The sequence below is a fragment of the Luteimonas deserti genome, from assembly GCF_013425765.1.
Lineage (GTDB): Bacteria > Pseudomonadota > Gammaproteobacteria > Xanthomonadales > Xanthomonadaceae > Luteimonas > Luteimonas deserti.
The window spans coordinates 1-14104 of the sequence record NZ_JACCJZ010000002.1; the positions used below are offsets into that span (position 1 = coordinate 1).

The window sequence follows — 14104 nt, forward strand, 5'->3', positions numbered from 1 at the left end:
GGCGCTGCCGGAACGGGGCGACCGGCGGGTTCACGCAGCGGCACGGCGCGCTCGCGGGCCGCGATGTCCGGCGTGGTCGGCGCCGGGCGCGCCGGCGCGTCGAGGGCCACCTCGCGACGGGTGATCTCGGGTGCCTGGATCGACTCCAGCGGAGCGGAGATCGCGCGCTCGCGCAGCTCGACCTCCACCTCGCGCGGCCGTGGCGCCGGGACCGGTGTGGACGCCGGACTGCGCAGGGTCGGCACGTCGACCGCCTGCAGCGGCGCGCCGGCAACCTCTCGCTCGCGCACGGCGATGTCCGGCACGGTCGCACGCGGCTGCGGGGGCGGCAGCACGAAGTCGATGTCCGGCCGCGGCGTGACGGTGACCTGGAGCACCTGCGGTGCGACGGGCTCCTCGACGCGCTCGGCGGCGGCAGGCTCGGGCAGGGCCTCGGATTCGACCGGCTCGGTGCGGGCCACCGGCGCGACCGCACGTGCCGCAGGCGCGGCAGGCGATTCGACCGGGGATGGCGTATCCGGCGCCCCGCCGCCGCCACGGGTCTCGGGCGTGCCCGTGCCGATGAAAACGGCCTGCACCACATGCTCCTCGCCGAGCGCGGCCGGCGCGTCCGAGACGAGGAACCGGGCGTTCATCAGGGTAAACAGCATGCTCAACCAGACGATCTGGACGAGCAGCGTGCCCGCCAGCGATACGCGGCGCAGGCCGCGCTGGTCTCTGGGCGGCGGCTGCCACATGGGGTGGACCAGCGAGGCCCATGCGTGCAGACGGCTACGCGGCGGCGCGAAGCGGGGCCGCGGTGGCGCCGGACGGGACGCCAGGATCGCGACGATCGCGCCGGCCGCGGCGCCGGTGACCGCGCCCACGCGCGCGCGCTGTGCAGCGAGCCAGGTCTCCCATGCGGGCGGGAACCCGGTCTCGACCGTCTCCGGTCGGATCGAACGCCGTCGTCGGCGACGCAGCACGTCGATCAGATCGGCGGAGGTGAACATCCGTTCGCGGCCGCCCGGCGCCGGCGCCGCTCAGGCCGCGTCGCGCGGCATGTACGGCGCATCGCCGGTGTCGTGATCGGTGGCATCGCGCACCGCCGTCACGCCTGGCACCTTGTCCATCAGGGTCTTCTCGATGCCCTGCTTGAGCGTGACGTCCACCAGGCCACAGCCATGGCAGCCGCCGCCGAACCGCAGCACCACCACGCCCTCGGCCGTCACTTCCTGCACGGTCACATGGCCGCGGTGCTGGGCAAGCTGGGGATTGACGTCCTGCTCGACCACCCAGCGCACCCGCTCGACCAGCGATGCGGCCTCCGGCGGGGCCTCGCCCTTGATCTTCGGTGCGCGGATCTGCAGCTGTCCGCCGGTCGCGCGCGCCTCGTAGTCGATCTCCGCGCCGTCGAGGTACGGCACGCTGGTGGCATCCAGCCACAGCGTGAACCCTTCGCAGTCGATCGCCCACTCGTCGCCGGTCAGATCGCCGCTGTCGGCGAACTCCAGCCTCACATCCGCGCGGGGGGTGCCGGCGTGCACGGCCGACAGCCGTACGCCCAGCCCGGGCATGGACTCGCGCTCCAGCAGCTTGCGGAAGTGCGTCTGCGCGGTTTCGGAGATGTTGATCATGCGGCGTATTCTAGCGACCCCCGGCGGAGGTGGACCACGGCGCCCGTCTGGCGCATGAACGCCCCCGCGTCGCCCGAAGGAGCCCGTCATGTCCGATCTCGTCCCGCTCGCCGCCGCGCACTGCATCCCCCGTCGGGGCGCCGAGCACCGCCTGCCCGAGGCGCGGCTGCGCGAACTGCTGCCCGAGTTGCCGGAGTGGACCCTCGCCGAAGACGGCCAGGCGCTCACCCGGACGTTCCGCTTCGACGATTACCACCGCACGATGGCCTTCGTGAACGCCCTGGCCTTCATCGCCCACCGTGAGGACCATCACCCGGACCTCGGCGTGCACTACGACCGCGTCCACGTCCGCTATTCCACGCACGACGTGGGCGGCCTGAGCGAGAACGACTTCATCTGCGCCGCCAAGGCGGACGCGCTGCTCGCCTGACGGCGCACGGTGCTCGACCAGGCAGCGGCGCCGCGGTCTTGCAGGCCGAGCGCATGGCCGAGTCGGGTTGCACGCGCGGCCACCGGATCGCGATTCTGACGGGCAGCCCGTGGCCGAAGCATTCCGGAGCCTCCCCGTCGCGCCTGATCCCGCCGTCCGCGCACCGCGATCAGCCGCAGTCCGCACAGGAGGCACGACAGATCGATGGCGACGCGAAGCACATGTGGCTGGCGTCCGCGCACGAGCGTCCTCAGTCCCATCGGGTGCGTCCGCACGCCGATCTGCGCGCGACCGGCCGACTGCCGTGGGCAGGCGGTCGGCGCGATCCGAAGCGATCGGTCGTCACGCGTGTGCTGACGTTACGTCGATGCCGACGGCTTCTGGCCCCCGTGAGCGCATCGGCTTCCCGCAGCCGAAGGGATGACGACGTGACAGTGCATCCACGGCCCTCCGGCGCGGACCGCGTCCGCGCATCGGCCTGCCTCCGGCCGATCCCGCACGCCCGGTGCTGCGCGCACCGTGCCAGCGGACGCTCGACCGCGCCTGCACGCACGGACCGGCAGGCAGCGTGCCCACCTCGGCCCGTGTGCAATGACGCCCGCGATCTTCGCGGCGAGGCCCACCGCCTGCAGTTGGTGAGCCCGGACCCGGGTCCCGACGCGTCTGCCGGCACGCGCCCCACCGCTCGCTGCTGCGGCTTCGGGCGACCGGTCGTCCGGAACCGTCCCGGCGCGCTCCGATCAAGCGGCGCACGTCCGCCAGGAGGACGCCGAGGTCAGCGCAGGCGATCCAGCGCCTCGCGCAGATCGTCCGCGAGCGGGGCATTGAGCACGTAGGCCTCGCCGTCGTCGAGGGCGAACTCCAGCGACGCGGCATGCAGGAACAGACGCTTGAGGCCGATCTGGTCGCGCAGGCGCCTGTTGACCTCGATATCGCCGTATTTGTCGTCACCCGCTACCGGATGGCCGATGTGCTGGGCATGGACACGGATCTGATGGGTGCGGCCGGTCTCGATGCGCACCTCGCAATAGGAGTGGCCGCCGCGACGCTCCAGCACGCCGAAGTGGCTCAACGAAACCTTGCCCTGCGCATTGACCTGGACATGCCGCTCGCCACCCTGGCGCAGCCCCACGTGGAGCGGCGCATCCACGCTCATCGTGCCGTCCGGCATGCGCCCGGCCAGCAGGGTGAGATAGCGCTTGCGGATGCCCGCGCCGTGATCCTCGCGTAGCAGCGCCTGGAGCTGGGTCAGCGCCGAACGTTTCTTGGCCAGCACCATTAGGCCGGACGTGTCGCGGTCGAGCCGGTGGACCAGTTCCAGGGACTGGTTCGGCCGCAGGGCGCGCAGGGTCTCGATGACCCCGAAACTGATGCCGCTGCCGCCGTGGCTGGCCACGCCCGAGGGCTTGCTGATCGCCAGCAGACGGGCGTCCTCGAACACGATGCTGGCCTCCATCGCGGCCAGCAGGCCCCTCGAGGGGGTGCCGGCCTCGCCCGGCGTCTCGAGCCGCACGGGCGGAATCCGCACTTCGTCACCGGCCTCGAGCTTGCGCTCGGCCTTGGCCCGCCCCCCGTTCACCCGCACCTGCCCGCTGCGCACGATCTTGTAGATGATCGACCGCGGTGCGCCCTTGAGCTGGCCGAGCAGGAAATTGTCCAGGCGCTGCCCGTCCCGGTCGTCGGGGACGCGCACCAGGCGCACGCCGCCGGTCGGGTTGGATCCGCTGTCAGTCATCTCAGGCTTTATCTGCTACACTCGCGCCGCGATATAAGGTGCTGATTTCTCAGGAAGAACCCGGGCCAAAAGCCTGCCTTCCCGAGTCCTCCGGACAGTGCGCGGCCACCGCCCCAGGGGCGGCCATGTTAGCGGCTGCACGGCAACACCGGTTATCGCCCGATGCCTGGCATCGGCGCTGAACACGTCCCGCGTGGCGTCTCCGGCCGGTCGATCGACCGCCCCGGAGGTGGCCGGCGGTCCCGCAACACCGAAGAAGACAACGAGCGCTCCCGCGGCCCGCCGTGGTGTCGTAGCGCTGGACAACCCGGTACGTCGCTGCGCATGCGCGGCGGCCTCAGGCCTCATCCAGGCGAAACGCCCCGGCGTTCCGCGCGCGAGAGCGCGTTAAGGAATGTCACCATGAAGCGCATGCTGATCAACGCGACGCAGGCAGAAGAACTGCGCGTCGCCATCGTTGATGGCCAGTCCCTGTACGACATCGACATCGAACAGCCGTCCAGGGAACAGAAGAAGTCCAACATCTACAAGGGCCGCATCACCCGCATCGAGCCCTCGCTCGAGGCCGCGTTCGTCGAGTACGGCGCCGCCCGCCACGGCTTCCTGCCGCTCAAGGAAGTCTCCCGCGACTACTTCCAGTCCGGCGTCGACCCCAACAAGGGCTCGATCAAGGAGCTGCTGCGCGAGGGCCAGGAAGTCGTGGTCCAGGTCGACAAGGAAGAGCGCGGCAACAAGGGCGCCGCCCTGACCACGTTCATCTCGCTGGCCGGCCGCTACATGGTGCTGATGCCGAACTCGCCGACCGCCGGCGGCGTCTCGCGCCGGATCGAGGGCGAGGACCGCGCCGAGCTCAAGAAAGCGATGGACGCGCTGGAGATCCCCGACGAGATGGGGGTGATCATCCGCACCGCGGGCGTCGGCCGGGACGCCGAAGAGCTGCAGTGGGATCTCGACTACCTGCTCTCCATCTGGCGCGCGATCGCCGAAGCCGCGCTGAGCAAGCCCTCGCCGTTCCTGATCTACCAGGAATCTCGCTTGATCACCCGTGCGCTGCGCGACTACATGCGCGCCGACATCGCCGAGATCCTGATCGACACCCCGGAGATGTACGCCGAGGCGAAGGAGTTCGTCGAGCAGGTGATGCCGCACAACCTGCGCAAGCTCAAGCACTACACCGACGACGTGCCGCTGTTCAACCGCTATCAGATCGAGTCGCAGATCGAGAGCGCCTACGAGCGCACCGTGCGCCTGCCCTCCGGCGGCGCGCTGGTCATCGACCAGACCGAAGCCTTGACCGCGATCGACGTCAACTCCGCACGCGCCACCAAGGGCGGCGACATCGAGGAGACGGCGTTCAACACCAACCTGGAAGCGGCCGAGGAAGTGGCCCGCCAGCTGCGCCTGCGTGATCTCGGCGGCCTCGTGGTCATCGACTTCATCGACATGGCCTCGAACAAGCACCAGCGCGACGTCGAGAACAAGCTGCAGAACGCGCTCAAGTATGACCGCGCCCGCGTGCAGCAGAACAAGATCTCCAAGTTCGGCCTGCTGGAGATGAGCCGTCAGCGCCTGCGTGCGTCGCTCGGCGAGTCGAGCCAGATCGTCTGCCCGCGCTGCGAAGGCCACGGCCGCATGCGCAGCATCGAGTCGCTGTCGCTGTCCATCATCCGCGTCGCCGAAGAGCACGCGATGAAGGACAACACCGGGCAGGTGCTGGTGCAGGCGCCGGTCGAGATCGCCAATTACCTGCTCAACGAGAAGCGCAGCGCGCTGGCCGAGATCGAGAAGCGCCACGACGCGCCGATCATCATCGTCGCCGACGAGCAGCTGCACACGCCGCACTACGAGGTGTCGCGCATCCGCGAGAACGAGCTGGGCGAAGAGACCAGCCGGCCGAGCTACCAGCGCGGCACGCCGCGTCGCGTGGCCACGATCGCGCTGAGCAAGGCCAATCTCAACGTGCCGCCGCCGGCGGTCACCAACGTCCGCCCCGCGCAGCCTGCGCCGGTGCGTGAGCCGAGGCCGGAACCCGTCGCGGCCGTGGCGCCGGCTCCGGCGCCCGTCGCGCCGGCACCAGCGCCGGTCGCCGAACCGGCGGCGGGTGGGTTCATGGGCTGGCTCAAGGGCCTGTTCGCCGCGCCGGCGGCGCAAAGCGCACCCGCGCCGCGCCGACCGGTCCAGGCCAACGGCCGTCAGGAATCGTCGCGCGACGCGCAGCCGCGAGCGGACGGCCGCGGCGGTGATCGCAGTCGCGGTGGTCAGCGCAACAACCGCCGCGGCAACCGACCCAACGGCCAGGGGGCGGCGCAGTCGCCGGCCACACCGCGCGAAGACCAGCAGCCCGGCCCGGCGCGCGAGCCGCGTCGCGAGCAGCCGGCCGCCGAGCCGCGCAAGGAACGCAGCGCCGACCGGCAGCAGGAACGCCGCCCGAAGACCAAGCCGCCACGTGCACCGCGCCCGCCGAAGAGCGAGTCGGAGGTCGAGCAGGAGGCATCGATGGGTGTCGCCGCCGCGGTGGTAGCGAACGAAGCCGCCGATGCCCTCGAGACCGCAGCTGCGCCCGCGCCGCGCGGCGAACGCCAGACCACGGCGGGCGCGGTGGCCGCCGGGGTAGCGGGCCTCGACGCGCCCGGCGTCGAGGCGCAGGCAGCGTCGGTGAGCAACGAGGGGGACGACGAGCAATCCGGCGGCGACGACGAATCGGCCAACGGGCGGCGGCGTCGCGGTCGTCGCGGCGGTCGTCGTCGTCGGCGGGGCAAGGGCGAGGCCGGCGCTGCCGGTGACGAAGCCCAGCTCGATGTCGACGGTGACGACGCGGAAGACGAAGCCGGCATCGCCCCGTCGGACCGGGCCCAGCCCGAGTTCGATTTCGACGACCTGCCTGCGCCCGCGGCAGCCGTCGCCGCGACACCGGCGGCGAGCCCGGCGCCGCTGACGGCCACCGATCCTGCGACGGGCGACCCGAACGGAGGCGAGGAAGACCGCTACCCGACGGCTGAAGTCGCGCCCGTTGCAGCGTCGGAGGATGCCGCTGCTCCGGCTCTGCTGCCGACTGCCGCGACCCGCACCACGCCACTGGGCGACGTCCGACCGCCCGCGGGCGTGACGACGGATGCCGAGCCTACGTCGGAAGCGCTGCCGCCGCCCCGCGAACCCGGTCCGGCGACCTCCGCCCCGGAGTCCACGTCGGAGCCTGTCGCCGATGCGTCCGCGGACGCGCCGGAGGCGCTGCCGGCCCGCGACGAGCAGGCCGACGAGGTGTCCGCGCCTGCAGACGACCTGAGCTCGGCCGCAGCGATGCCCGTAACGCCGACCGCTCCGGCCACAGAGGAAGACACGGCTCGGGCCCCGGTGTCGGAACGCTCGCCGGGTCTGTTCGACGCGCCGGCCGCGCCGTCGCCTGCGCCCGCGGAGACGGTGCGGATCGATCCTGCATCCATCGCAGCCGACGACGCGGACTCGGCGCTGCCGCCCGCGGACGAGGCGGCAGCGGAGACCACTGCCACCCAGGCAGACGAGGACGCCGAGCCGAAGTCGGGCACTGCACCGCCGCGCGACGCCTGACCCGACCTGCAGTCGCCACGCAACGCCCCGGCCATGCCGGGGCGTTCTTTTTTGCGGGCAGGCGGGACGGCGACGGCATTCCGGCCTGGGCCGAATCGCCCGGGCACGGGGCCGGGGACGCCGTCCCGCATGACCCGGATGCGCGCCCGCTGTCGCCTCTAGTCGCAGGCTGCAACGAGGACCTCGCACTCCGGCAAGCCCGTGCGTCGCGAGTGCACCCTGCCGGGCACGAACCGGCGCTGAGACGCGACATGGCGGTCCAGAACAACGGAGAGGTCCAACGCTGCGGCCGATACGTGCGTCCCGGTTTGCAGTTGCGCGCGTGTGGATGCCGGCTCGTGGTCGGCCGCCCGTGCAGATGATCCGGAGGATGCGCCGTGTCCCAGGCACGGCGCCTGCGTCGCAGGCAGATCACGCTCGTATCGAGCGGCACCATGCGCGGCAGTCTCTCGCCTGCTGCTGCAGCCTGGGAGCTCTCAGCGCGCGAGCCGCAGCGTGGGAGCGCTCGGCGCACGAATCGCGGAACGCCGGGCGGATTCAACCGTCATGCATGCCCTGGAGACGCGTGCGCATCACGTCCTGCGGCCTCGGGGGCGCAGAGCGCATCCTTTCCAGAGGGCGAGGCGCACGCGGTGTGGCGACGTCCGGCCCGGGGCCCCGGTTGCACGCGGCGGACCGGCCGGCCGCTGTCAGACCGTCAACCCGGGCGCCGATACACCGTACTGGCTGGCGAGCCGCGCCAGCGCGATGCTGTCCTGGATCTGGAGCTTGGTGAACAACCGCGACTTGTGGGTGTTGATGGTCTTCGCGCTGAGGCTCAATCGCCGAGCGATGTCTTCCTGTCGCAGCCCCTGGACCAGCAGCATCGCGACCTCGAGTTCGCGTGGCGACAGTGCGTCGAAAGGCGTGCCTTCGCCGCCGATCCCGGACAGCGCCAGGTTCTGCGCGATGTTGCTGGCGAGATAGCGCTTGCCTCGCGCCACGTCGCGGACCGCACGGACGAGCTCCTGGGCATCGCCGCCCTTGCCGACGTAACCCGATGCGCCGGCCTCGATCATCCTGCGCGGCATCGGCCCGTCCTCGAGAATGGACACCACGATCACGCGCGTTTCGGGCTGGCCACGGACCACGCGTTCGGTCACTTCCAGACCGCTGATGCCCGGCAGATGCAGGTCGCACAGCACGATATCGGGCTTCAACCGGCGAATCTGTGGCAACGCGGTCTCGCCGCTGTCGGCCTCGCCGACGATCTCGATGTCGTCCTCGTTGGCGAGGATCATCCGCAAACCGGTTCGCACCAGCGCATGGTCGTCGACCATGAACACTCGAATTGCCATCGCGTGCCGACTCCGTGCAATTACATCTCCGGGCCGCGAGGCTACGATGGCGAGAACCGGCACTGCAAGTCGGGCAACTCCGGATTGTCGTATCAGCCGGCTGTCCGCTCGCCTGCCATGGAACGCCGGATGTCCTCGACCATCTGCGCGACCGGCTGGTCGTACTGGAAGGCCAGGCGCAGCCGGCCGTCCGGGCCGATCAGATAGTTCACCATGGTGTGGTCCATGGCGTAGGACGAACTGGTGGGAACCTCGCGGTACGTCACCCGGAAGGCCTGCGCGGCCAGCCGCGTCTGCATCTCGTCGCCGCGCAGTGCGACGATGTCGCCGCCGAAGGCGCCGACGTACTGCTCGAGGACCTCGCCGGTGTCCCGCTTCGGATCCACGGTGACGAACACGATGCGCAGGCGCTCGCCCTGCTCGCCCAGCGCGCGGCGCACCTGGGTGGCCTTGAGCAGGCTGGTGGGACAGACCTCGGGGCAATGGGTGTAGCCGAACGACAGCAGCACGTAGTCACCGCGGAAATCGCCGAGGCGACGCGGCTGACCCCGGGTGTCGAGCAGATCGAGGCTGCGCCCGTACGATGCGCCCGTCAGATCGGTCCCGTGGTACGGACCGGGCGCCGGCCCATTGCAGGCCGCGAGCAGCAACGCAAGAAAGAAGACCGGAACGAAACGCACGACAGACCATCCGACGACAGGTCGGCCGCACACCGCGGCCGATGACGATTCTAAGGTCGCGCAGCTGAAGTCCCGGTTGCGACCGATCGTCGCAGGCCGCCTCCGCGAGCTCAGAGCGCCTGCAGGCGCGTGATCGCGGCCTCCAGCGTGGCGTCGTTCTTGGCGAAGCACAGCCGCGCCAGACGCTGGCCCGGCGGCGGGACGGCGTAGAACGGCGACAGCGGAATCGCCGCGACGCCCCTCTCGATCGTCAGCCATCGGCAGAACGCCGCGTCGTCGAGATCGCTGACCTGCGAATAGTCGACGAGCTGGAAGTACCCTCCCGGCACCGGCAATGGTATGAGGCGGGTGGTCGCCAGCTGCGCGGCGAAGGCATCGCGCTTGGCCTGATAGAACGCGCCGAGCTGTTCGTAGTGTTCGGGCGCCTCGCGAAGCATGGCGGCGAAGGCGTGCTGGGCCGGCGCGAAGGTGCAGAACACGTTGTACTGGTGGACCTTGCGGAACTCCGCGGTCAGCACCGGCGGCGCGATGCAGTAGCCCAGCTTCCAGCCGGTGCAGTGGTAGGTCTTGCCGAAGCTCGAAACCACGAAGGCGCGCGCGCGCAGTTCCGGGTGGCGCAGCACCGATTCGTGGCGCGCGCCGTCGAAGACGATGTGTTCGTAGACTTCGTCCGACAGCAGCACGATGTCGGTATCGCGCAGCAGGTCGGTCAGCGCGGCGATGTCGGCTGCACCGAACATCGCGCCGGACGGATTGTGCGGGCTGTTGACGATGAGCATCCGCGTGCGCGGCGTGATCGCATCGCGCACGCGCTGCCAGTCGGGCGCGAAGGTCCGCGGGTCGAGCGGCACGTGCACCGCCACCGCGCCGGCCAGCTCGATCGCCGGCTCGTAGCTGTCGTACGCCGGGTCGAGCACGATGACTTCCTCGCCGGCGCGCACCACTGCGTGGATGGCGTTGAACAGCGCCTCGGTGGCACCGCTGGTCACGGTGATCTCGTGCTCGGCATCCGGCCTGTGGGCGTAGACCCGCTCGGTCTTCTCGGCGATCGCGTCGCGCAGCGCCGGGATGCCGGTCATCGGCGCATACTGGTTATGCCCGAGGCGCATCGCCTCCGCCAGCCCGTCCACGAGCCGGTCGGGCACGTCGAAGTCCGGGAAGCCCTGGCCCAGGTTGACCGCGCGGTGTTCGGCCGCCAGCTGCGACATCACGGTGAAGATCGTGGTGCCGACCTTGGGCAGCTTGGTCCGGGTCATGGGCGGGTTTCCGTTGGTTGCACGAGGGCCACGAGTGTACGGACGCGGGCCAGGGGGATAAACCGCAGGCATGAACGACCAGCATTCCATCGACGACGCCCGGCTCATCGTGCTGCTGCACGCCTATCTGGCCGCGCGCTACCGCTGGCAGTCGCGGGCGGACTGGCACGACGTGGTGATCGGTCTGCCCACGCCCGGTCTCGACCTGCATTACCCCCATGCGCCGAGCTACGGTCTGCTGTCGGCTTGGAATCCCCATTCCACGCAGCGCGCCGCGACCGAGAACCGGCGTGCGGACAAGGCGCTCGATGCGGAACTGGCCGCCACCGGCCTGCCCTACATTCCCGCCTTCGCCAGCGCGGCGGACCGCAGCTGGCGCGAGCCGAGCTGGATCGTGTTCGGCATGCCGCTGACCGACTTCGACGGTCTCGCCCGCCGCTACGGCCAGCTCGGTACCCTGTGGTGGGCACGCGAGCGCGCGGTGCGTCTGCGCATGGACGCGCGGCGCCCCGACGGCCTGGAAGGCGACTGCGACGTCGACTGGCTGCGCTGACGGCGCGCACCGCACACCCTAAGATGACGCGCGGCCCTTATGGCCACGTGTCGGACACCGCCGCCGGATGACCATCGCCCCACCGCTGCTCGCCGCCCGAGGACTGCGCTACTCGCGCGACTCCCAGGCCGTGTTCGGCCCCCTGGATTTCGAGGTCGGCGCCGGCGAGGCGCTGCTGGTGCGCGGCGGCAACGGCGCGGGCAAGACCACCCTGCTGCGGGTGCTGGCCGGCCTGCTCGCGGCCGAAGCGGGAACGGTGGAGGTGGCTGGCCGCCCGGCCGCGCGCGCCATGCGCGCAGGCACGATGGCCTATCTCGGACACCTGCCCGGCATGAAGGGCGATCTCGACGCCTACGACAACCTGGCGTTCCTGGCGCGGTTGCAGGGCCGGCGCGCGCAGCAGGACAGCGCGCGTGCGCTGGCGGTCGTCGGCCTGGCCGCGCACGCGCACCTTCCGGTGCGGCAGATGTCGGCGGGCCAGCGCAAGCGCCTGTCCCTGGCGCGCCTGTGGATGTCGCCCGCGCCGCTGTGGCTGCTGGACGAGCCCTACGCAAACCTCGACCTGCCCGGAATCGACCTGGTCAACCGCATGATCCGGGCCCAGCTCGACGACGGAGGAGCGGCCCTGGTGACCACCCACGGCGCCTATGCCGCGCCGCCGGTGCGCACCCGCGAGTTCTCGCTGGACGCAGCCGCGTGATCGATCCCGCGACGCCGACCCTCGCCGGCAGTGCGCGTGCCCTGCTGGCCCGCGATCTGCGGCTGCTGTGGCGACGGCGCGGCGATGCCCTGCAACCGGCGCTGTTCGCACTGCTGGTGGTCGTGCTGTTCGCACTCGCCCTCGGCAACGAGCCGGCGATACTCGCCCGGGTCGCCCCCGGCGTGCTGTGGGTGGCGGTGGTGCTGTCCGGTCTGCTCGCACTCGACACCCTGTTCCGCGGCGACGCCGAGGACGGCTCGCTCGAACAATGGATGCTGGCGCCCGTGCCGCTCGGCTGGCTGGTGCTGGTGCGCACGCTCTCGCACTGGGCCACGACCGCCCTGCCCCTGCTGCTCGCCGCGCCGTTGCTGGCGACCCTGCTCGGCTTGCCGGCGGACCGATTGCCGGTGCTGCTCGCCGGGCTCGCGCTCGGCACCCCGCTGCTCAGCCTGCTCGGCGCCGTGGTCGCCGCGCTGACCATCGGCATGCGCCGTTCCGGTATCCTGTTGGCGCTTCTGGCCCTGCCCCTGTACGTTCCGGTGCTGGTGTTCGGTGCCGGCAGCGTCGCGATCGCGGCGCAGGGGCACGACCCGTCAGGTGGCCTGCTGCTGCTGGCTGCGGGTCTGGTCGCCGCGCTGGTCCTGGCGCCGCTCACCGCGGCCGCCGCCATCCGCATCGCACTCGATTGAACGGCCTCGCGACGGGTCTGGAGGGTCCCGTCGCCGACGTGAGATTGCTCGCCCCGTGGCAGGCCACCGCGCCCGCGCCTCGGAACCGCCAGCCCGCCACGCCCGCATGCCCCGTCGAATGAATCCGATCGTCCGCTGGTTCCATCAACTCGGTTCGCCCCCCGTCTTCGACCGATTCGCCCGGCGCTGGGCGCCGTGGGCGTTCGCCCTCGCGCTGACGACCCTGGGGGTGGGGCTGTACGGGGCGCTGTTCGTGGTCCCGGCCGATTACCAGCAGGGCGACAGCTTCCGCATCCTCTACATCCACGTACCGAGCGCATGGATGAGCCTGATGGTGTTCGCGGTGATGGCCGGGTACGGCGCGATCGCGCTGATCTGGCGCATCAAACTGTGCGAGATCCTGGCCATGGCCTGTGCACCGATCGGCGCCGCGTTCACCGTCATCACCCTGGCGACCGGGTCGATCTGGGGCCGTCCGATGTGGGGCGCGTGGTGGAGCTGGGATCCGCGCCTGACCACGGAACTGATCCTGCTGTTCCTCTACCTCGGCGTGATCGGCCTGTACGGCGCGATCGAGGACCGGCGCGCCGCGGCGCGTGCGGCCTCGCTGCTGGCGATCGTCGGCGTGGCGCTGCTGCCGGTGATCCGCTACTCGGTGGTGTGGTGGGACTCGCTGCACCAGGGGCAGACCATCCGCGTGTTCGGCGAATCGACGATCGATGCGAGCATGGCCTGGCCGCTGGTGTGGACGGTGATCGCGACCAAGTTCTGGTTCGTCGGGTCGCTGCTGGCCCGGGCGCGGGCCGACAATCTCCGCCGCGAGGCGGGCAAGGACTGGGTACGCCGGCTGGTGGCGCCGGCGGCCGGAGGCGTGGCATGAGTTATCTGGAATACGTGGTCGCGGCGTATGCGGTTTTCGCCGCGGTACTGGCCTGGGACTTCGTCGCACCGCGCGTGCGCATCGCGCAGACCTTGCGCGCGGCGCGACTGCTCGCGGCCCGTCGTGACAGCGCCGCACGGGCGCCTGCGGCCGTGGAGTTGAGCCGATGAACCCGGTGCGCCGGCGACGGATCTGGTTCGTGGTGGCGCTGGTCGCGGCCAGCGCCTTGTCGATGACGCTGATCGCATTCGCCCTGCAGCGCAACGTGGCCTATCTCTACACGCCGGCCGAAGTGCTGGGAGGCGCTGCGGGCGCGGCCGTGGCGTCGGGCGAGGCCCGGTTCCGTCTCGGGGGCATGGTGGCTGAAGGCTCGTTCACCCGCGCCGAAGGCTCGATGGAAGCCGGCTTCCGGGTCACCGATGGCGACGCGGAACTGCCGGTGCGCTACACCGGGCTGCTCCCCGATCTGTTCCGCGAGCAGCAGGCGGTGGTCGCGACGGGGCGCATGGACGGCGGCGTGTTCGTCGCCGAGCAGGTGCTGGCCCGTCACGACGAGACCTACGTGCCCAAGGAAGTGGCGGACAAGATGGGCCTGGCCCATCAGAAGCACGGCGTGGCGACGCCGGCCGACGCCGGCAGCGCGCAGTGATCCACACACCGGGAC

General features: G+C 71.0%; 13 protein-coding genes and 1 pseudogene. 8 read left to right on the forward strand and 6 right to left on the reverse strand.

Features of this window, described 5'->3' with window-relative positions; genetic code table 11:
- Both H0E82_RS00495 and H0E82_RS00500 read right to left on the reverse strand, forming a co-directional pair.
- A pseudogene (locus H0E82_RS00495) lies at positions 1-992 on the reverse strand (hypothetical protein); the annotation flags it as partial.
- 30 nt (positions 993-1022) lie between these two features.
- On the reverse strand, positions 1023-1616 hold the full coding sequence (locus tag H0E82_RS00500) for an NfuA family Fe-S biogenesis protein (protein WP_180543019.1): 594 nt from the start codon (positions 1614-1616) through the stop codon (positions 1023-1025).
- Between the two features lie 88 nt (positions 1617-1704).
- Here H0E82_RS00500 and H0E82_RS00505 point away from each other — a divergent pair, with 88 nt between their 5' ends.
- The gene (locus tag H0E82_RS00505; RefSeq protein ID WP_180543020.1) at positions 1705-2046 is read left to right on the forward strand and encodes a 4a-hydroxytetrahydrobiopterin dehydratase; all 342 of its coding nucleotides are present in this window, start codon (positions 1705-1707) and stop codon (positions 2044-2046) included.
- Positions 2047-2821: 775 nt separating this feature from the next.
- Here H0E82_RS00505 and H0E82_RS00510 read toward each other — a convergent pair.
- Positions 2822-3781, reverse strand: coding sequence for an RluA family pseudouridine synthase (locus H0E82_RS00510; protein ID WP_180543021.1), 960 nt, complete (start codon positions 3779-3781; stop codon positions 2822-2824).
- Positions 3782-4183: 402 nt separating this feature from the next.
- Between H0E82_RS00510 and H0E82_RS00515 the strand changes: the two genes are divergently transcribed.
- The gene (locus tag H0E82_RS00515) at positions 4184-7345 is read left to right on the forward strand and encodes an Rne/Rng family ribonuclease (RefSeq protein ID WP_180543022.1); all 3162 of its coding nucleotides are present in this window, start codon (positions 4184-4186) and stop codon (positions 7343-7345) included.
- A gap of 689 nt (positions 7346-8034) precedes the next feature.
- Here H0E82_RS00515 and H0E82_RS00520 read toward each other — a convergent pair.
- The 3 genes from H0E82_RS00520 to H0E82_RS00530 all read right to left on the reverse strand — a co-directional run bounded on the left by H0E82_RS00520 (position 8035) and on the right by H0E82_RS00530 (position 10618).
- Positions 8035-8682, reverse strand: a complete 648-nt coding sequence (locus H0E82_RS00520; RefSeq protein ID WP_180543023.1) for a response regulator — start codon at positions 8680-8682, stop codon at positions 8035-8037.
- 92 nt (positions 8683-8774) lie between these two features.
- Positions 8775-9362, reverse strand: coding sequence for an SCO family protein (locus H0E82_RS00525; RefSeq protein WP_180543024.1), 588 nt, complete (start codon positions 9360-9362; stop codon positions 8775-8777).
- A gap of 110 nt (positions 9363-9472) precedes the next feature.
- Positions 9473-10618 (reverse strand): pyridoxal phosphate-dependent aminotransferase, encoded by a 1146-nt coding sequence (locus tag H0E82_RS00530; RefSeq protein ID WP_180543025.1) that lies wholly within the window; start codon positions 10616-10618, stop codon positions 9473-9475.
- A 70-nt stretch (positions 10619-10688) separates the two neighbouring features.
- On the opposite strand from H0E82_RS00530, the gene H0E82_RS00535 reads away from it, so the two are divergent.
- The 6 genes from H0E82_RS00535 (at position 10689) to ccmE (ending at position 14089) form a co-directional block, all read left to right on the forward strand.
- Complete coding sequence (locus H0E82_RS00535) at positions 10689-11171, forward strand: DUF3293 domain-containing protein (RefSeq protein ID WP_180543026.1); 483 nt, start codon at positions 10689-10691, stop codon at positions 11169-11171.
- 67 nt (positions 11172-11238) lie between these two features.
- Positions 11239-11871, forward strand: coding sequence for a heme ABC exporter ATP-binding protein CcmA (gene ccmA, locus H0E82_RS00540; protein WP_180543027.1), 633 nt, complete (start codon positions 11239-11241; stop codon positions 11869-11871).
- Positions 11868-12560 carry a heme exporter protein CcmB gene (ccmB, locus tag H0E82_RS00545; RefSeq protein WP_180543028.1) on the forward strand — a complete coding sequence of 231 codons (693 nt, stop codon included), beginning with the start codon at positions 11868-11870 and terminating at the stop codon, positions 12558-12560. Before ccmA ends, ccmB begins: the two co-directional genes overlap by 4 nt.
- 118 nt (positions 12561-12678) lie before the next feature.
- A complete protein-coding gene (ccmC, locus tag H0E82_RS00550) occupies positions 12679-13440 on the forward strand; it encodes a heme ABC transporter permease CcmC (RefSeq protein ID WP_180543029.1) in 762 nt (253 codons plus the stop codon).
- A complete protein-coding gene (gene ccmD, locus H0E82_RS00555; RefSeq protein ID WP_180543030.1) occupies positions 13437-13610 on the forward strand; it encodes a heme exporter protein CcmD in 174 nt (57 codons plus the stop codon). The genes ccmC and ccmD overlap by 4 nt, the downstream gene beginning before the upstream one ends.
- Entirely contained in the window at positions 13607-14089 is a 483-nt protein-coding gene (gene ccmE, locus H0E82_RS00560) for a cytochrome c maturation protein CcmE (RefSeq protein ID WP_180543031.1), read from the forward strand. The genes ccmD and ccmE overlap by 4 nt, the downstream gene beginning before the upstream one ends.
- Positions 14090-14104: the final 15 nt, after the last annotated feature.